16 protein-coding genes are annotated in these 19105 nt (G+C 70.8%); all 16 read right to left on the bottom strand.

Going from position 1 to position 19105, the window contains the following annotated elements:
- Positions 1-20 precede the first annotated feature (20 nt).
- The 16 genes from ACWF62_RS05485 to recG all read right to left on the bottom strand — a co-directional run bounded on the left by ACWF62_RS05485 (position 21) and on the right by recG (position 19093).
- The gene (locus ACWF62_RS05485) at positions 21-701 is read right to left on the bottom strand and encodes a response regulator (protein WP_378506602.1); all 681 of its coding nucleotides are present in this window, start codon (positions 699-701) and stop codon (positions 21-23) included.
- Positions 702-3215, bottom strand: coding sequence for a DUF4118 domain-containing protein (locus tag ACWF62_RS05480; RefSeq protein ID WP_452629574.1), 2514 nt, complete (start codon positions 3213-3215; stop codon positions 702-704).
- Between the two features lie 7 nt (positions 3216-3222).
- Positions 3223-3867 carry a potassium-transporting ATPase subunit C gene (locus ACWF62_RS05475; RefSeq protein WP_452629573.1) on the bottom strand — a complete coding sequence of 215 codons (645 nt, stop codon included), beginning with the start codon at positions 3865-3867 and terminating at the stop codon, positions 3223-3225.
- A 6-nt stretch (positions 3868-3873) separates the two neighbouring features.
- Positions 3874-5976, bottom strand: coding sequence for a potassium-transporting ATPase subunit KdpB (kdpB, locus tag ACWF62_RS05470; RefSeq protein ID WP_378506599.1), 2103 nt, complete (start codon positions 5974-5976; stop codon positions 3874-3876).
- Positions 5973-7664 carry a potassium-transporting ATPase subunit KdpA gene (kdpA, locus tag ACWF62_RS05465; protein ID WP_378506598.1) on the bottom strand — a complete coding sequence of 564 codons (1692 nt, stop codon included), beginning with the start codon at positions 7662-7664 and terminating at the stop codon, positions 5973-5975. Before kdpA ends, kdpB begins: the two co-directional genes overlap by 4 nt.
- A complete protein-coding gene (gene kdpF / locus ACWF62_RS05460; RefSeq protein ID WP_378506597.1) occupies positions 7665-7763 on the bottom strand; it encodes a K(+)-transporting ATPase subunit F in 99 nt (32 codons plus the stop codon).
- Between the two features lie 321 nt (positions 7764-8084).
- Entirely contained in the window at positions 8085-8951 is an 867-nt protein-coding gene (gene mutM / locus ACWF62_RS05455) for a bifunctional DNA-formamidopyrimidine glycosylase/DNA-(apurinic or apyrimidinic site) lyase (protein WP_378506596.1), read from the bottom strand.
- 4 nt (positions 8952-8955) lie between these two features.
- Positions 8956-9723, bottom strand: a complete 768-nt coding sequence (gene rnc, locus ACWF62_RS05450; protein WP_452629572.1) for a ribonuclease III — start codon at positions 9721-9723, stop codon at positions 8956-8958.
- Between the two features lie 5 nt (positions 9724-9728).
- Positions 9729-9911, bottom strand: a complete 183-nt coding sequence (rpmF, locus tag ACWF62_RS05445; protein WP_137799096.1) for a 50S ribosomal protein L32 — start codon at positions 9909-9911, stop codon at positions 9729-9731.
- 2 nt (positions 9912-9913) lie between these two features.
- Positions 9914-10540 (bottom strand): YceD family protein, encoded by a 627-nt coding sequence (locus ACWF62_RS05440; protein ID WP_378506594.1) that lies wholly within the window; start codon positions 10538-10540, stop codon positions 9914-9916.
- A 131-nt stretch (positions 10541-10671) separates the two neighbouring features.
- A complete protein-coding gene (locus ACWF62_RS05435; protein ID WP_378506593.1) occupies positions 10672-11436 on the bottom strand; it encodes a DivIVA domain-containing protein in 765 nt (254 codons plus the stop codon).
- Positions 11437-11538: 102 nt separating this feature from the next.
- Entirely contained in the window at positions 11539-12030 is a 492-nt protein-coding gene (gene coaD, locus ACWF62_RS05430) for a pantetheine-phosphate adenylyltransferase (protein WP_378506592.1), read from the bottom strand.
- Positions 12027-12590 (bottom strand): 16S rRNA (guanine(966)-N(2))-methyltransferase RsmD, encoded by a 564-nt coding sequence (gene rsmD, locus ACWF62_RS05425; RefSeq protein ID WP_378506591.1) that lies wholly within the window; start codon positions 12588-12590, stop codon positions 12027-12029. The genes coaD and rsmD overlap by 4 nt, the downstream gene beginning before the upstream one ends.
- A gap of 25 nt (positions 12591-12615) precedes the next feature.
- The gene (locus tag ACWF62_RS05420; RefSeq protein WP_378506590.1) at positions 12616-16029 is read right to left on the bottom strand and encodes a pyruvate carboxylase; all 3414 of its coding nucleotides are present in this window, start codon (positions 16027-16029) and stop codon (positions 12616-12618) included.
- A gap of 151 nt (positions 16030-16180) precedes the next feature.
- Entirely contained in the window at positions 16181-16699 is a 519-nt protein-coding gene (locus tag ACWF62_RS05415; protein ID WP_452629571.1) for an Rv2732c family membrane protein, read from the bottom strand.
- Positions 16700-16753: 54 nt separating this feature from the next.
- Entirely contained in the window at positions 16754-19093 is a 2340-nt protein-coding gene (gene recG, locus ACWF62_RS05410; RefSeq protein WP_378569962.1) for an ATP-dependent DNA helicase RecG, read from the bottom strand.
- Between the last annotated feature and the right edge of the window lie 12 nt (positions 19094-19105).

The following is a 19105-nucleotide window of genomic DNA, read 5'->3' as shown; positions in this document are numbered from 1 at the left end:
CCGGACGCGGACCCGTCCCCTCATTCCTGGAACCGATAGCCCATCCCCGGTTCGGTGATCAGATGGCGGGGAGTGGACGGGTCGTCCTCGAGTTTGCGGCGAAGTTGCGCGAGATACACGCGCAGGTAGTGCGTTTCGGTCGCATACGCCGGGCCCCACACCTCGCGCAGCAGTTCCTTCTGCCCGACGAGCTTGCCCTTGTTGCGCACCAGCATCTCAAGCATGCCCCACTCGGTCGGCGTCAAGTGGACCTCCCGGTCCCCCTTGGTCACCTTCTTCGCGGCCAGGTCCACCGTGAACGAGTCGGTGACGACGACCGGGACGCCGACGTCCGCGGCCGCGGTACCGCGCCGGACCGCCGCACGCAGCCGGGCCAGGAACTCGTCCATGCCAAACGGCTTGGTGACGTAGTCGTCGGCGCCCGCGTCGAGCGCGGCCACCTTGTCCGACGAATCGGTCCGCGCGGACAGCACGATCACCGGAACGGTGGTCCACCCGCGCAGCCCGGCGAGCACCTCGATGCCGTCCATGTCCGGCAGGCCCAGGTCGAGGACGATCACCTCCGGGTGCCGTTCGGCGGCCGCCCGCAGCGCCGCCGCCCCGTTGGCGGCCGTGGTCACCTCGTAGCCGCGCACACTCAGGTTGATCCGCAACGCACGCAGGATCTGCGGTTCGTCGTCGATCACCAATATCCGTGTCACTCAGTCAGCCTTCCCGATTCCCGCAAGATCCACCACCATCGTCAGTCCGCCGCCCGGGGTGTCGGTGGCAGTGACGCTGCCGCCCATCGCGTCGACGAAGCCGCGCACCACCGACAATCCGAGCCCGACCCCGGTGGTGGTGTCCCGATCGCCGAGTCGCTGGAAGGAGTCGAACATCTGCTCCTCCGACCCGCGGGCGATCCCGGGCCCGTTGTCCGCCACCGTGATCAGCACCCGGTCCGCGACCGCGGCGGCGCCGATCCGCACCACCGTGTCCGGCGCGTACCGCAACGCGTTGTCCACCAGGTTCGCCACCACCCGTTCCAGCAGGCCGCCGTCCGCCATGACGGCATGCGCGCCGACCTCGACCCGCACCCGGTCCCCCACCGTCCGTGCGGATCCGACGGCGGTGCCGACCCCGACGCCGACGAGCGCGCGGTGCACCACCTCGTCGAGGTACACCGGGCGCAGCGCCGGGCGCACCACCCCGGCCGCGAGCCGCGACGAGTCGAGCAGGTTGCCGACGAGGTTGGTCAGCTGATCGGTCGACTCCTCCACCGTGGCAAGCAGTTCCGCGGTGTCCTCGGGCGAGAACTCGACGTCGTCGCTGCGCAGGCTCGACACCGCGGCCTTCACCGCGGCCAGCGGGGTGCGCAGGTCGTGGCTCACCGCAGCGAGCAGTGCCCTGCGCAACCGATCGGCCTCGGCCAGCGCCCGTGCCGCACTGGCCTCGGCGGCCAACTGTTCCTGCCGGATCAGCCCGACCGCCTGATTCGCGACTGCGGTGAGCACCCGCCGGTCCCTGGCGGCGACCTCGGCGCCGCGGAGCACCAACGCGTACTCGTCGACCTCGCAGACGGTGTCCGCGTCCTCAATCCCGCAGGGCGGCTCGTCCCCGACCGCGCTGACGACGCCGCTCGTGCGGTGCAGGACGGCGACCGCCCGCTGCCCGTAGGTTTCCCGCACCTTCCCCAGCAGCGCGGGCAGGTCGGCGCCGCGGAGGACGGAGCCGGCGAACAGCGCAAGCAGTTCCGCCTCCTGCGACGCCCGGCGCGCCTCGCGAGCCCGCTTCGCGGCCTCGTCGACGAGCACCGCGACCGCGACCGCGACGACCAGCAGCACCACGGTGGTGATGAAGTTGTCGGGTTCGGCGATCGTGAAGCTGCGCAGCGGTGGCGTGAAGAAGTAATTCAGCAGCAACCCGGAGATCAACGCCGACAGCACCGCCGGCGCGACACCGCCGAGCAGCGCGACGACGAGCACCACGATGAAGAACAGTGCGCTCTCGCCACCGACCTCGAATCGGGTGTTCACCGCCCACATCAGCAAGGCCGCGGCCGACGGGACGAGCAGCGCCGCGATCCACGACACCGCGCGGCGCGGTCGGGAGCCCCCCGCCAGCCAGCGGCGGGACGGCGTTGTCTCGCCGTGGGTGACCATGTGCACGTCGATCCCGCCGGACCGTTGGACGACGGTGGCGCCGATGCCCTCGTCGACGATCCGCGCCCACCGGGACCGACGCGAGGTGCCGAGCACCAGCTGCGTCGCGTTCGCGGAGCGGGCGAAGTCGAGCAGGGTGGCGGGGACGTCGTCGCCGACGACGCTGTGCAGGGTGGCACCGATGCTCGCGGCGAGCCGGCGTACCTTCCCCATCTCCGCCGCCGACACCCCGGCCAGTCCGTCACCGCGGACCACGTGCACGACCATCAGTTCGGCGCTGGCCTTCGACGCGATCCGGCTGGCCCTGCGGATCAGGGTGTCGGACTCCGGACCGCCGGTGACCGCGACAACCACTCGTTCCCTGGCCTCCCAGGTATCGGTGATCGCGTTCTCCGCGCGATACTTCGCGAGCGCGGCGTCCACCTGGTCGGCGACCCAGAGCAGCGCCAGTTCCCGCAGCGCGGTGAGGTTTCCGCGCCGGAAGTAGTTACTCAACGCCGCGTCGACCTTCTCCGCCGCGTACACGTTCCCGTGGGACAGCCTGCGCCGCAACGCCTCCGGCGTGATGTCCACCAGCTCGACCTGGGTGGCGCCGCGCACCACCGCGTCGGGAAGCGTCTCCCGCTGCGCCACCCCGGTGATCTGCTGCACCACGTCGTTCAACGATTCGAGGTGCTGGACGTTCACGGTGGAGAGCACGTCGATGCCCGCGGCGAGCAGTTCCTCGACGTCCTGCCACCGCTTCTCGTTGCGGCTGCCCGGGGTGTTGGTGTGCGCGAGCTCGTCGACGAGGACGAGCGCCGGACGCCTGCGCAGCACCGCGTCGACGTCCAGCTCCCCCATCCGGGTGCCCCGGTACTCGACGAGCCGCGGCGGGACCAGCTCCAGATCACCGATCTGCGCCGCGGTGCGGGCGCGGCCGTGGGTCTCCACCACGGCCACGACCACATCGGTGCCCCGCTCCCGCCGCCGGTGCGCCTCGCCGAGCATCGCGTACGTCTTCCCGACGCCCGGCGCGGCGCCGAGGTAGATCCGGAGCTCGCCCCGGCGGGGGGCGGTGTCGCTGTCACTCACCCCGCCATCATCCACCCGCGGGCACGCAATCCGGCGCCGTCAAGCCGAGCGCGAGGTTCAGTTCCAGCACGTTCACCCGCTCCGCGCCGAGGAAGCCCAGCTGGCGGCCCTCGGTGTGCTCGCGGACCAGCTCGCGCACCCGGTCCTCGCCGAGCCCGGTCGCCGTCGCCACCCGCGGCACCTGCAGGGCCGCGTACTCCGGGCTGATGTGCGGGTCGATGCCGGACCCCGAGCCGGTCACCGCGTCGACGGGCACCCGATCGGGCGAGATGCCTTCCCGGTCGGCGATCGCCGCGCGGCGGGCCGCCGCGAACTCGGCGAGCAGCTCACTGCTCGGCCCCTGGTTGGTGGGCAGCGCGGCGGCCGGATCACTGACCGCGAACGGGTCCGCGTCGGCAACCGACCCGGTCACCCTGGCGTGGAAGAACGGGTCCGGCTCGCCGGCATCGACCTGCGGGTCGAGCCCGACCCACCGGCTGCCGACCACGCAGCCGTTGCCGTCGCGGACCGGGGAGCCCTCCGCCGAGCCGGGGGCGAGCCTGCCGACCCCCCACACCGCGGCCGGATACAGGATCCCGAGGATCGCGGTCAACGCGAGCAGCACCGCAAGCCCAGCGCCCACCTGGCGCACCAATCCGATCGTGAATCGCATCGTCACTCACCCCATCCCGGGAATCAGTCGGACCACAAGGTCGATCAGCCAGATGCCGATGAACGGCGTGATCACACCTCCGAGGCCGTACACCAACAAGTTTCGGCCGAGCAGTGTCGACGCCGTTGCGGGCCGGTATCGGACGCCCTTGAGCGCCAACGGGATCAGGCCGACAATGACCAGCGCGTTGAAGATGACCGCGGACACGATCGCCGACTCCGGCGTCGCCAGCCGCATGATGTTGAGCGTGTCCAGCTGCGGGTAGATCACGCTGAACAGGGCAGGCAGGATCGCGAAGTACTTCGCGAGATCGTTGGCCAGCGAGAACGTGGTCAGCGCACCGCGGGTGATCAGCAGTTGCTTGCCGATCTCGACGACCTCGATCAGCTTCGTCGGGTCGGAGTCCAGGTCCACCATGTTCCCGGCCTCCTTCGCTGCCGAGGTGCCGGTGTTCATCGCGACACCCACGTCGGCCTGCGCGAGGGCAGGTGCGTCGTTGGTGCCGTCACCGGTCATCGCGACCAGGCGGCCACCGCTCTGCTCCCGGCGGATCAGTTCGAGCTTATCCTCGGGTGTCGCCTCGGCGAGGAAGTCGTCGACGCCAGCCTCGTCCGCAATGGCCTTGGCCGTCAACGGATTGTCGCCGGTCACCATCACGGTGCGGATGCCCATCGCCCGGAGCTGGGCGAACCGTTCCGCGATGCCGGGCTTGACGACGTCGGAGAGCCGGACGACACCGAGCACCCGGACCGTGTCCCCGATCGCGACCGCGACGACGAGGGGGGTGCCGCCACCCGACGCGATGTCGTTGACCGTGTCGGTCACCTCGGTCGGGGCGAGGCCGCTCTGCGACCGCACCCAGAGCAGGACCGCGTCGCTCGCCCCCTTCCGGATCCGCGTCACCCCGTCCGGGCCAGCCAGATCCAGGCCGCTCATCCGGGTCTGCGCGGTGAACGGCACGAACTCGGAATCCTTCTCGCCCGCGGTCGCCTCGGGTGACAGCCCGAACTCGGCGACGCACAGGTCGACGATGCTGCGTCCCTCCGGGGTGCCGTCGGCGAGGCTGGACAGCCGGGCGGCGGCGGCGAGCTGGTCCGCGTCGACGCCGGGCGCCGGGTACAGGGCGGTCGCGCGGCGGTTACCGAACGTGATGGTGCCGGTCTTGTCCATCAGCAGGGTGTCGATGTCGCCTGCGGCCTCGACTGCGCGGCCGGACATGGCGAGCACATTGCGCTGCACGAGCCGGTCCATGCCCGCGATGCCGATCGCGGACAGCAGCGCCCCGATCGTGGTCGGGATCAGGCAGACGAGCAGCGCGATCAGCTTGACCGGGTCCAGCGCATGCCCCGCGTACAGGCCCATCGGCCCGATCGCGACCACGGCGAGCAGGAAGATGATCGTCAGCGAGGCGAGCAGAATGTTCAGCGCGATCTCGTTCGGCGTCTTCTGCCGGGCCGCGCCCTCGACGAGCGCGATCATCCGGTCGACGAAGGACTCACCCGGCGCGGCGGTGATCTCGACGACGATCCGGTCCGACAGCACCACGGTGCCGCCGGTGACCGCGCAGCGATCGCCGCCGGATTCGCGGACGACGGGGGCGGATTCGCCGGTGATCGCGGACTCGTCGACGGTGGCGATGCCCTCGACCACGTCACCGTCGCCGGGGATCACCTCCCCCGCGACCACCACGACGCGGTCCCCGACCCGCAGCTCGGTGCCGGGCACCGATTCGATCGTTCCGCTTCCGGTGATCCGGTGGGCGGTGGTGTCCTGCTTGACCTTCCGCAGGCTCGCGGCCTGCGCCTTGCCGCGGCCCTCGGCGACGGATTCGGCGAGGTTGGCGAACAGGATGGTGAACCACAGCCACGCGGCAACCAGCCACGAGAACACCGACGGGTCGGCGATCGCCATCACGGTGGTCACCACCGAGCCGACGAGCACCACGAACATGACCGGGTTGCGGGCCAGGTGGCGGGGGTCAAGCTTGCCGACCGCGCCGGGCAGCGCGGTGATCAGCTGACGGGGGTCGAAGATGCCCGCCTTGACCGGCGACGGATCGCCGTCGACGTCGGGGGCGGGCCGGGGGCGTTCGGTGGTGTGCACGCTCATTGCAGTGCCTCCGCGATCGGGCCCAGTGCGAGGGCCGGGAAGAAGGTGAGTGCCGCGACGAGAACGACGGTGCCGGTGAGCAGTCCGGCGAACATCGGTCCGGCGGTGGGCAGGGTGCCCGTGGTCGGTTCGGAACGTCGCTGCGCGGCAAGCGATCCGGCGAGGGCGAGAACGAAGATGATCGGCAGGAACCGGCCGAGCAGCATGCACACGCCGAGCGAGGACTGGAACCAGTCGCTGGTGACGGTGAGGCCGCCGAATGCGCTGCCGTTGTTGTTCGACGCCGACGCGTACGCGTACAGCACCTCGGAGAACCCGTGGATCGCCTGCGGGGTGCCCGGGTCGCCGGAGTTGCCGAGGTACCCGGTCGTCGAGCCGAGGATCACCGTGATCGACGTGCCGATCAGGACCAGCGCCGGCATCACCAGCACCGACAGGGCCGCGAGGGTGATCTCCCGTCTGCCGAGCTTCTTGCCGAGGAATTCCGGGGTGCGCCCGACGAGCAGGCCGCCGACGAACACCGCGACGATCGCGAGCACCAGGATGCCGTACAGGCCGGTGCCGACGCCGCCGGGGGCGATCTCGCCGAGCAGCATGTTCAGCAGCACCGCGCCACCGCCGAGCGGGGACATGCTGTCGTGGGCGGAGTTGACCGCGCCGGTGGAGGTGCCGGTGGTGGAGACGGCGAACAGGGCGCTGCCGGGAATACCGAACCGGACCTCCTTGCCCTCCATCATTCCGCCGGCCGCGGTCGCGGCGACGCCACGGGTGCCGGACTCGGCGGCGAGCACCACCGCGAGCAGCGCCGCCCACAGGCCCGCCATCACCGCGAGGACCGTCAGGCCCTGCTTCCGATCGCCGACCATCGTGCCGAAGGTCCGGGTCAGGGACACCGGGATCAGCAGGATCGCGAGGATCTCGACGACGTTCGAGAGCGGGGTGGGGTTCTCGAAGGGATGCGCGGAGTTCGCGGCGAGGATGCCGCCGCCGTTGGTGCCGAGTTCCTTGATCGCCTCCTGCGATGCGACGGGCGCGAGCGCATTAGTGACGGCGGCGCCGTCGAGGCCGGTCGAGGTGAACCCGGTTCGGTAGGACTGGACCACGCCCTGGCTGAGCAGAACCAGCGCGATCAGGAACGAGATCGGCAGCAGGATGCGCAGGCAGCCGCGGGTCAGGTCGACCCAGAAGTTGCCGATCTCGCCGCCGCGGGTGACGCGGACGAAGCCGCGGATCAGAGCGATCGCGACCGCCATGCCAACGGCTGCCGACACGAAGTTCTGCACCGCGAGCCCGAGCGACTGGGTGAGGTGGCTCATCGTCGTCTCGGGGGTGTACGACTGCCAGTTGGTGTTCGCGACGAACGACGCCGCGGTGTTGAACGCCATCGCCGGGCTGACGCCCTCGAGGCCCGCGCCGAGCGGCAGCACCCCCTGGACCCGCTGCAGGAAGTACAGGAACAGGGTGCTCGCGGCGGAGAAGCCGAGCAGCGACGCCGCGTAGCCGAACCAGGTCTGCTCGGTGTGGAAGTTGATCCGGCAGAGCCGGTACAGGATCGTTTCGATCCGTAGGTCGCGGGACCGGTCGGTGTCGTACACCTTCGCCATGTAGTCACCGACGGGGACGTACAGGATCGCAAGGACGCCAAGCACGAACGCGATCTGCAGTCCCGCTGCGAGTGCGGGATTCACCTAGAACCTCTCGGGGTCGACGAGCGCGACGAGCAGATAGATCACCAGGGCGGCCGCGAGCGCGATCAGCACGACACTCAGCAGGCCGGCCGCCGTCACCGGACCTTCTTCGTCTGCAGCGCGCGCAGCACGCCCGCGCAGACCGCGAAGGTCCCGATGATCAGCATCACGTAGGCCAGATCAGCCATCACGCATTCCTCTTCACACGGCAAGGGGCCGCCGTCCGTCGGCGCGCCCGGCCCGTTTGCGGGCCACAGTGCAGAGTGCCCCCGCCGCGCCGGGGAATCGTCGTCCCTAACGGGTCGCTGACGGGGTGGCCTGCGTGCGTTTACGCCTTCTTGATGCGCTTCGCGCCCGTGCGTGATTTTTACCCCGGTCGGGGTGAAAATCACGCACAGTCGACGGAGTCGACCGGAGGGATCAGGGGCGGCGGGGACGCGGCCGCGGCTGACATTTCGGGCAGCTGTACGAGGAGCGGTTCATGAACTTCTCGCGGCGGATCGGGGCGCCGCACCGGGCGCAGGGCTCGTCCTCACGGCCGTAGGCGTCGAGGGAGCGGTCGAAATAGCCGGACTCGCCGTTGACGTTGACGTATAGCGCGTCGAAGGAGGTGCCGCCCTGCGCGAGCGCCTCGGTCATCACGTCGGTGACGGACGCGAGCAGCAGCCGCACCTGCGGTCGAGTCAACCGGTCCGACGGACGGTTCCCGTGAATCCGGCTGCGCCACAACGCCTCGTCGGCATAGATGTTCCCGACCCCGGACAGCACGGTCTGGTCGAGCAGGACCCGCTTGATCTCGGAGTGCCTGCCGCGAACCGCCGCGACGACGGCGTCCGGGTCGAAGCGGGGGTCGAGGGGGTCGCGGGCGATGTGCGACACCGGTGCGGGGACGGCGGTGCCGTCCACCTGGACGAGCGGCGCCAACGCCCAGCCGCCGAAGGTCCGCTGATCGACAAACCGCAGCTGCCGGCCGCTGTCGAGTTCCGCGAGGATCCGCAGGTGCTTCTCCCTTGCCACGCCGGGTTCCTGCACCAGCATCTGACCGCTCATCCCGAGATGCACCACGACCGCCAGCTCGCCGGGATCGACCTCAAGCCACAGGTACTTGCCGCGACGGCGCGCGGCGGAGACCGACAGGCCGGTCAGCCGGGCCGCCAGGTCGGCGCCGCCCGGCAGGTGCCGGCGCACCGCCCGCGGGTGCAGCACCTCGACGGACGCGACGCGGGCCCCGACGACGTGCGCGTCGAGGCCGCGTCGCACCACCTCGACCTCGGGTAGTTCCGGCACGGGGCTACTCGCCGGCGGAGGACGCCGTGCCCGACGCGGCCTGCGCGTCGGTCAGCGACTTCCAGGCCGTGCTGGCCGCCTTCTGCTCGGCTTCCTTCTTGGACCGGCCGATGCCGATGCCGAGCGGTGCTCCCGCGACGAGCACGGACGCGGTGAACTCCTTGTCGTGGTCGGGGCCGGTGGAGCTGATCTCGTAGACGGGGACGCCGTCGCCGCGTTCCGCGGTCAGCTCCTGCAGGCTGGTCTTCCAGTCCAGGCCTGCGCCGAGCTTCGGTCCGCGTTCGAGCAGGTCCGCGAAGAGGGTGAGGACCACGGTCCGCGCGGTGTCGATGCCGTGCTGCAGGTGCACGGCGCCGAGCAGCGACTCCATGCCGTCGGCCAGGATGCTGGCCTTGTCGCGGCCGCCGGTCATCTCCTCGCCCTTGCCGAGCAGGAGGTGAACGCCGAGGCCACCCTCGCCGAGGCCGCGCGCGACCTCCGCAAGGGCGTGCATGTTCACGATGCTCGCGCGGATCTTCGCCAGCTCGCCCTCGGACTTGTCCGGGTGCGCCAGGTACAGGCGTTCGGTGACGGACAGCCCGAGAACGGAATCCCCGAGGAACTCGAGGCGTTCGTTCGTCGGCAGGCCGCCCTTCTCGTACGCGTACGACCGGTGCGTCAGGGCGAGGGTCAGAAGTGCATCGTCCAACTCAACGCCAAGGGCGGCGAGGAGGGAAGCATGCTGTCCCTCCTCGCCGCCGGCGGGAGCTGTTGGGCTCGTACTGCTTGTCACTGCGACTAGACCGCAGCGGTGACCTGACGACCCTTGTAGGTGCCGCAGGACGGGCACGCAATGTGGGGCAGCGTCTTCTCGCCGCAGCCACGGTTCGGGCAGGTGATGAGGGTGGGCGCAGTGGTCTTCCACTGGCTGCGACGCGACCGGGTGTTGGATCGCGACATTCTGCGCTTGGGGACAGCCACTTCTACTTCTCCTCGGCTTCGGTGTTCACACGACTCGTGCTGGACTCTGCATCGGCTTCGACACTGTCGGCGTCGACCAACTTCCCCGCGAGGGCAGCCCAGCGAGGATCCAGTATCTCATGCCCATGCCCGGATTCTGCAATCGCCAGGCGAATGCCACATTCGGGGCACAGTCCCTGACAGTCTTCGCTGCACAACGGCTGCAGCGGAAGTTCAAGCCCGGCGGCGTCGACGATGACCGGCTCCAGGTCGATCATCTCGTCGACGATCCGGTAGACCTCGTCCTCTTCGGTGGTCTCCTCCGTGACGCTGTCCGGGTAGGCGAACAGCTCGGTCAGGTGGAGGTTCAGCTCGCCCTCGAACGGCTCGAGGCAGCGCGAGCACTCCCCGACCGTCGCGGCGCGCACCGTGCCGGTGACGAGGACGCCCTCGGAAACGGATTCCAGACGCAGGTCCAGCTCGACGTCGGCACCGACCGGCACCGCGACCAGGTCGAGGCCGATGCGGATCGGGGTCGGCACGGTCCGGGTGAGGGTCGTCATCGACCCCGGCCTGCGACCGAGGGTGCGGGTGTCCAGCACGAAGCCGCCGTCGTGCGGACGGGGCGAGGTGGAACGGTGGGACGACACGCGAACACTCTTTCCATACGGGCCGGTTCTCGACGGGACCGGTTCTCTGCGGATCGGGACGGGCCCGGATCGGGCAACCACCCCACGATACGCGACGGTCGACCGCGAGGGTGAATCCGGCGTCGGGCCGGTCAGCGGCGACGCTCGGACCGTCGATCGTCGACGTCGTCGTAGGTCGGCACCCCGGACCCGGTGCGCAGCTGCTGCCTGCCCCTGCCGACGGATCGGACGGTGCCGGTGAGGAACTCCTCGAACTCGGCGAGCTTGGTGTCGACGTACAGGTCGCAGTCGCTGCGGAGGCGATCCGATTCGGCGTGCGCCGCGTCGATCACCCGCGCCGACTCGGCATGCGCCGCCATCGCGACCTCGGTCGCCGACACCAGGCGTTCCTGCTCGGCGCGCCCCTCGGCGATGGACCGTTCCTGCGCGGCCCGCCCCGCCTCGGCCATCCGGTCGGCCTCGTCCTGCGCCCGGCCGGTCACGTCCTCGAACTCGCGCCGCGCGTCGCTGACGGTCCGCTCGGCCTCGTCCTGCGCGTCGGCGACGAGCTGGTCGGCGTGCGCGCGGGCCTCCGCGACCATCCGGTCGGCCTTCTCCTTGGCGTCGGCGAGGATCCGGTCGGCGGAGTCCCGCGCGCCGGTGAGGGTCTCGTCGGCCTCGGCGTTGGCGCCGGAGACCGTCTGCTCGGCGTGCGCGCGGGCGTCCCCGACGAGCTTGTCACGGTGGTCGAGCACGTCCTGCGCGTCGTCGAGTTCGCCGGGCAGCGCGTCACGGACGTCGTCGAGCAGTTCGAGGACGTCACCCCGCGGCACCACGCAGCCCGCGGTCATCGGGACGCCTCGGGCCTCCTCCACGATCGCGACGAGCTCGTCGAGCGCCTCGAATACCCGGTACACGCCACACCCCAATCGTCGACAGCGGCTTGCGCCGTCAATCTTGCCGCAGCCCGCGGACGGGGCGCGGCGCCACGCCCACCGGCACCCAGATGTGTCGTGCGTCTAGCCGGCGGCCGCGCGTTCGGCGATCCGCTCGAGCAGCCGCGCGTGCACGTGCGGGGGCAGCATGTCCGAGACCTCGCCGCCGTAGGTGGCGACCTCCTTGACCAGCGAGCTGGACAGGTAGCTGTAGCGCGGGTTGGTCGCGACGAACAGGGTGTCGACACCGGTCAGCTTGTGGTTCATCTGCGCCATCTGCAGTTCGTAGTCGAAGTCGTTGGCGCCACGCAGGCCCTTGACGATCGCGGTGGCACCGTTCGCGGTCGCGTAGTCGACGAGCAGCCCCTGCCAGGAGTCGACGGTCACGTTCGGCAGGTCCGCCGTCGCGTCGCGCAGCATCTGCAGGCGCTCGTCGACGGAGAACATGCCCCGCTTGTTGGGGTTGACGACGACGGTGACGACGACCTCGTCGAATTGCACCGCGACACGGGCGATCACGTCGAGGTGACCGTTGGTGACGGGATCGAAGGACCCGGGACAGACCGCCTTGCTCATGACTGCAGACGGTAACAGGCGATCTCGACCCGGGTGTCGCCGTACTTGCGGGTCCGCTCGACCTCGAATCCGTCCGGCCACACCGTTTCCGGCGAGCGGGTGGCCCGTTCGACCACCACCAGCGACCCCTCGCCGACCCAGCGCTTCGCGGCCAGGTCGGCGAGCACGACCCCGAGCTCCTGCTCCCCCAACGCGTACGGCGGGTCCAGCATCACGATGTCGTACTCCCCGTCCGGGGTGCCCGCCACGACGGCGGCCGCCGGCGCGGTCGTCACGACCGCGCCGGGCAGGCCCACCTCGGCGATGTTGGCCCGGACCACCGCTGCGGCGCGGGCATTGGACTCGACCAACTGCACGTGGCCCGCTCCCCGCGAAAGCGCTTCGAGGCCAAGGGCCCCCGAACCCGCGTACAGGTCGAGCACGCGCGCGCCGTCGAGGTCGATCCGCGCGTCCAGTGCACTGAACAGCGCCTCCCGCACCCGTTCGGAGGTGGGCCGGGTGCCCTGCTCGGGCACCCGGAGCCTGCGCCCACCCGCGGCGCCGGCGACGATCCGGGTCACCGCACCGCCCCGGCAACGATCCGTGTCACTGCGGGCCGTCCTCCTCTGCGGCGACGACGGAGATCACCGCGAGCAGGTCGCCGCCCTCGACCTGCTGCACCGGGCCGATCGCGAGGCGGGAGACGGTGCCGCCGCGCGGCGCGGTGATCGCGGCCTCCATCTTCATCGCCTCGATGGTGGCGACGGTGTCACCGGCCGCGACCTTCTGTCCCTCCGCGACGATCAGCGTGACCACGCCCGCGAACGGGGCCGCGATGTGGCCGGGGTTGGCGCGGTCGGCCTTCTCCGCGACGGGCACCTCGCTGGCGATCGACCGGTCACGCACCGACACCGGCCGCAGCTGCCCGTTGAGGATGCACATCACCGTGCGCATGCCGCGCTCGTCGGGGTCGGAGATCGCCTCCAGTCCGATGAGCAGTTCCACACCGGGCGCGAGTTCCACGCGGTGTTCCTCGCCGCGGCGCAGGCCGTAGAAGAACTGGTTCGCCGACAGCCGGGAGGTGTCGCCGTACTTGGCCCGGTGCTCACCGAATTCCTTTGCCGGGCCGGGGAACAGCAGCCGGTTGAGGGTGCCGCGCCGCTCGTCGGATGCGCCCGCGAGACCGGCCTCGTCGGCGGCGGTGAGCGGGGTCTCGGGCTTTGCGGCGCCGCGGCCCTCAAGGGCCTTGGTGCGGAACGGTTCGGGCCAGCCGCCCGCGGGGGTGCCGAGCTCGCCGCGCAGGAACCCGACGACGGAGTCGGGGAGGTCGTAGCCTGCGGGGTTGGCAGCGAATTCCTCGGTGTCGACGCCGGAGCCGACGAGGTGCAGGGCGAGGTCGCCGACCACCTTGGACGACGGGGTGACCTTGACGAGGCGGCCGAGCATCCGGTCCGCTGCCGCGTACTTGGCCTCGACCTCCTCGAACTGGTCGCCCAGGCCGAGCGCGACGGCCTGCTGGCGCAGGTTCGACAGCTGCCCGCCCGGGATCTCGTGGGTGTACACGCGCCCGGTCGGGGACGGCAGCCCGGATTCGAACGGCGCGTACACCTTCCGCAGCGCCTCCCAGTAGGGCTCCAGGTCGCACACGGCCTGGAGGTCGATGCCGGTGTCCCGCGGGCTGTGCGCCGCTGCGGCGACGATCGCCGACAGGGCAGGCTGGCTGGTGGTGCCCGCCATCGCGGCGCTGGCGCCGTCGACGGCGTCCGCACCCGCCTGCCACGCCGCCAGGTAGGTGGCGAGCTGACCGCCGGGGGTGTCGTGGGTGTGCACGTGCACCGGCAGGTCAAAGTTGCTGCGCAGCGCCGACACCAGGGTCGCGGCCGCGGGGGCACGCAGCAGTCCGGCCATGTCCTTGATCGCCAGCACGTGCGCACCGGCGTCGACGATCTGCTCGGCCAGCTTCAGGTAGTAGTCGAGGGTGTAGAGGGTCTCGTTCGGGTTGGACAGGTCCCCGGTGTACGAGAGGGCGACCTCGGCGACCGCGGTCCCGGTCTCCCGGACCGCGTCGATCGCGGGCCGCATCTGGTCGACGTTGTTGAGCGCGTCGAAGATCCGGAAGATGTCGACACCGGTCGCGGTGGCCTCCCGCACGAACGCGCGGGTCACGGTCTCCGGGTAGGGGGTGTAGCCGACGGTGTTGCGGCCGCGCAGCAGCATCTGCAGGCAGATGTTCGGCATGGCCTCGCGCAGCGCGGCGAGCCGCTCCCACGGATCCTCGTGCAGGAACCGCAGCGCGACGTCGTAGGTGGCGCCGCCCCACGCCTCCACCGACAGCAGCTCCGGGGTCATCCGGGCCACGTGCCCGGCGACGGTGAGCAGGTCGCGGCTGCGTACCCGGGTCGCCAGCAGCGACTGGTGCGCGTCGCGGAAGGTGGTGTCGGTGACGGCGAGGGCGTCCTGCGCGCGCAGGGCGGCGGCGAATCCCTCGGGTCCGAGCTCCATCAGCCGCTGCTTGGATCCGGCGGGCGGCGCCGCCTTGAGATCGATGGCGGGCAGCTTGTCGTGCGGGTACACCGTCGACGGGCGCTCGCCGTGCGGCTTGTTGACCGTGACGTCGGCCAGGTAGGTGAGGATCTTGGTGCCGCGGTCCGCGGACGCACGCTGCGTGAGCAGCTCGGGACGCTGCTCGATGAACGACGTGGTGACCTTGCCTGCAATGAACTCCGGGTCGTCGAGCACCGCCTGCAGGAACGGGATGTTCGTGGCGACGCCGCGGATCCGGAACTCGGTGACCGCGCGGCGGGCACGGGCGACGGCCGCCTCGAGGGTGCGGCCGCGGCAGGTCAACTTGACGAGCATCGAGTCGAAGTAGGCGCCGACCTCGGCGCCGACCATGGTGCCGCCGTCCAGCCGCACGCCAGCACCGCCGGGGGTGCGGTAGCCGGTGATCCGGCCGGTGTCGGGCCGGAACCCGTTCGCCGGATCCTCGGTGGTGATCCGCAGCTGCAGCGCGGCACCGCGGATGGCGATCGAGTCCTGACTCAGACCGAGATCGGCGAGGGTCTCGCCGGACGCGATCCGCAGCTGCGCCTGCACCAGGTCGACGTCGGTGATCTCCTCGGTCACCGTGTGCTCGACCTGGATGCGGGGGTTCATCTCGATGAAGACGTGGTTGCCGCGGGTGTCGAGGAGGAACTCGACGGTGCCAGCGCAGGAGTAGCCGATCTGCTTGGCGAACGCGACGGCGTCCGCGCAGATCCGTTGCCGCAGTTCGTCCGGCAGGTTCGGTGCCGGCGCCAGCTCGATCACCTTCTGGTGCCGCCGCTGCACCGAGCAGTCCCGCTCGAACAGGTGGATGACGTTGCCCTGCCCGTCGGCGAGGATCTGCACCTCGATGTGCCGGGGGTCGACGACGGCCTGCTCCAGGAACACGGTCGGATCCCCGAAGGCCGATTCGGCCTCGCGGGCCGCGGCCTCGATCGACTCGCGCAGCTGGGCGCGGTCGGCGACCCGGCGCATGCCGCGACCACCACCACCGGCGACGGCCTTGACGAAGATCGGGAACTCCATCGTCTCGGACGCCGCCATCAGCTCGTCCACGTCGGCGGACGGCGCCGAGGACGCCAGCACCGGCAGACCCGCCGCCTTCGCCGCGGCGATCGCGCGGGCCTTGTTGCCGGTCAGCTCGAGGATCTCGGCGGACGGGCCGACGAACGTGATGCCCTCCGCGGCGCAGGCGGCGGCCAGGTCCGGGTTCTCGGACAGGAAGCCGTAGCCGGGGTAGATCGCGTCCGCGCCCGCCTTCTTGGCGGCGGAGACGATCTCGCCGATCGACAGGTACGCCCGCACCGGGTGGCCCTGTTCGCCGATCTGGTAACTCTCGTCTGCCTTCAGCCGGTGAACCGAGTTGCGGTCCTCGTACGGAAAGACGGCGACGGTGCCCGCACCCAGCTCGTAGGAGGCGCGGAATGCCCGAATCGCGATTTCACCGCGATTGGCAACCAAGACTTTTGAGAACATCGCTGAAAACTACCCCTGCGTTCACGGCGAACATGGCGGTGCGTTCCACCATCCGGGAATCCCCCGGACGATCGGACGCCTGTAACGATGCAGTACGCTACCTTGCCCCACCTCACGCGACCCCGCCACCCCGCGTGAGCTGCGATTTCGGCTAATTCTCCCGATGCCCCCGCGCCGGCATCACGTTCGCGCGGCTCCACGTCACCGACGCCCACTGGATCGCGAGCAGCGCCATCGCCGCCCACGCGAGCAGCAGTCCCGCCCCGAGCCCCTGCGGCCTGGTCGCCTCCGGCAGCGACTGCTGCGACCAGCAGGCGAGCATCCCGAACACGAACCCCATCGACGACCCGAGCATCGCCAGCCAGGACAGCGCCCACCGCCGGGTGGCCACCGCGAGCGTCGACACCCCGAGCCCGATCACGAGGACGAACCCGAGGAACAGCCGCTGCGGCACCGTCACCTCGGCGGCGGCCGCGCCGGCCAGGATGGTGACCGCCGAGTCCGAACCGGAGAACGGCAGGAACAACGCGACGGCGAGGACGAACATCAACGCCATCACGACCGGCCGCCTGCGCCCGAACGAGAATTCCCGTCGCACCCGCCGCTCGATCGCCGCCAGCTCGTCCTCGTACGCGGACAGGTCGGACGGGGCGGACAGGTCGTCGGTCATGGCACTTCCTCGGGTCGGTCGGGCGGCGCGGCAGGGTCGGCTGCCACCGACACGCTACGACTTGTCGAGGAAGTCCAGCCGCTCGGCGTCGAGTCCCGCCGACACCATCGACGCCAGCCCCGGATGCTGGCTCAGATCCGGATCCTCCGCGACGACGCGCCGCGCGAAGTCGCGTGCCGTCGCGATGACCTCCTCGTGGTCGAGCAGCGACAGCAGGCGCAGCGTCGTGGTGGTCCCGGACTGGGCGACACCGAGCACGTCGCCCTCGCGACGCTGTGCCAGGTCCAGCTGCGCCAGTTCGAATCCGTCGTTGGTTCCCGCGACCGCACTCAGCCTGCGGAACGCGGGCGACTCGGGTCGCGAGCCGGTGATCAGGATGCACAGTCCCTGGTGGGCGCCGCGCCCGACGCGGCCGCGCAGCTGGTGCAGCTGACTGACACCGAACCGGTCGGCGTCGACGATCACCATCACGGTGGCGTTGGGGACGTCGACACCGACCTCGACGACGGTCGTGCAGACCAGGACGTCGACCTCACCCGCGGTGAACTCGCGCATCACCGTGTCCTTCTCGTCGGCGGGCAGCCTGCCGTGCAGCAGCCCCACCCGCACCGACGACAGCGCCCCCCTCCGCAGGTCCTCGAAGACGGCGACCGCGGCCGCGGTCTGCGGAGCGTCCCCGCCCCTGGCCGGCTTCGCCTTCCTGACCGGTGCGCGCCGGGCGGGTTCGGCTTCGGGTGCGTCGCCGCCGAAGAGGTCGTCGAGGTCGAGTGCCGGTTCGCCGCCCGCCTCGTCGTCCTCGTCTCCCTCCCCGATCCGGGAACACACCACGTAGGCCTGCCGCCCCGCCGCGACCTCCTCGCAGATCCTCGCCCACGCCCGGTCCACCCACGCCGGCTTGTCCGACGCCGACACCACGTTGCTCACGATCGGCGACCGCCCGCGCGGCAGCTCCCGCAGCGTCGAGGTCTCCAGATCACCGAGGACGGTCATCGCGATGGTGCGCGGGATCGGCGTCGCGGTCATCACCAACACGTGCGGGCTCAACCCCTCCCGGGCGCGGGACCGCAGCTTGTCGCGCTGCTCGACACCGAAGCGGTGCTGCTCGTCCACGACGACCAGGCCCAGGTTGAAGAAGCCGACGCCGTCCTGGATGAGCGCGTGGGTGCCGATCACGATGCCGGCGTCCCCGACCTGCGTCTCGTTCAGCGCCGCCCGCTTGGCGGCTACCGACATCGACCCGGTCACCAGCGTGACCCGGGTCGCGTACTCGGCGGCGCCGAGTTCGCCTGCGAGGGCGAGGGTTCCGAGCATCTGCCGCAGCGAACGGGCGTGCTGCGCGGCCAGCACCTCGGTCGGCGCCAGGAGCACGCACTGATACCCGGCGTCGATCGCCTGCAGCATCGCGCGCAACGCGACGATCGTCTTGCCGGATCCGACCTCACCCTGCAGCAGCCGGTTCATCGGATGCGGCCGGGACAGGTCCGCCGCGATCTCCGCCGCCACCGCGAGCTGACCGTCGGTGAGGGTGAACGGCAGCTGCGCGTCGAACGCGGCCGCGAGGCCGTCGGGTCGCGGCGGGCAGGCGGGGGCCACCCGCTCGTCGACGGCGTGCCTGCGCCGGGCCAGCACCAGCTGCAGCGCGACCGCCTCGTCGAAGCGCAGCCGCTCCCGCGCCCGCTCGATGTCCAGCGTGGTCTCCGGCCGGTGCACGAGGCGCAGCGCCTCGTCGAGGGCCATGAGGCCGAACTCCTCGCGCGTCGCCTCCGGCAGCGGGTCGGGCACCGGGTCGAGCTGGTCGAGAACCTGCCGGACGCACTTCGCGATCGTCCACGTCTCCACGTCCCGCGTCGACCGGTACATGGGGATCAGCTCCCGATCGAAGATCTCCATGTCGACGCCCGCGTCGGAGCCCTGCGCGCTGCGCGCCATCCCGGCCAGCTCCCCGGCCCCGCGTACCCGCCCACCGACCGTGGGTTCGCCGTCGCCTGCCGGCAAGATCAGGTAGCTCGGGTGCGTCAGTTGCAGCTGCTCGCGGAAGTACTTCGCGGTGCCGGAGAACATCGCCCGCACGCCCGGCCGGATCACGTGCGCCACCTTCTGCGGGTTGAAGAACGTGGCCTCGACCCGCTGCTTGTCGGATTCGAGGACGGTGCGGAGCATCTTGCCGTTGCGGTTCTTGAACGACACCACGTCGGCCTTCGCGACGGTCGCGACCAGCGTGATGTGGGCGCCCTCGGGCGGCCTGCTCTCCCCCAGCTCCGCACCCTGCGTCGCGTAGCGGTGCGGGTAGTGCCGCAGCAGGTCCTCGACGGTGTGGATCTCGAAGTCCTGCGCGAGCGGCTCGGCGGCCTTGGCGCCGAGCAGGTGATCAATGCGATCGGTGAGGGTTGCCATCGTGAGTCTTCT

The organism is Rhodococcus sp. NPDC054953 (genome assembly GCF_053609225.1).
This window is presented reverse-complemented; position numbering and strand designations above follow the sequence as displayed.

Excerpts from the sequence above, each read along its gene's own strand:
- kdpB (WP_378506599.1), bottom strand. The coding sequence starts at position 5,976 with ATGAGCGTGCACACCACCGAACGCCCCCGGCCCGCCCCCGACGTCGAC.
- ACWF62_RS05475 (WP_452629573.1), bottom strand. The coding sequence starts at position 3,867 with ATGCGATTCACGATCGGATTGGTGCGCCAGGTGGGCGCTGGGCTTGCG.
- coaD (WP_378506592.1), bottom strand. The coding sequence starts at position 12,030 with ATGAGCAAGGCGGTCTGTCCCGGGTCCTTCGATCCCGTCACCAACGGT.
- ACWF62_RS05415 (WP_452629571.1), bottom strand. The coding sequence starts at position 16,699 with ATGACCGACGACCTGTCCGCCCCGTCCGACCTGTCCGCGTACGAGGAC.
- ACWF62_RS05420 (WP_378506590.1), bottom strand. The coding sequence starts at position 16,029 with ATGTTCTCAAAAGTCTTGGTTGCCAATCGCGGTGAAATCGCGATTCGG.
- recG (WP_378569962.1), bottom strand. The coding sequence starts at position 19,093 with ATGGCAACCCTCACCGATCGCATTGATCACCTGCTCGGCGCCAAGGCC.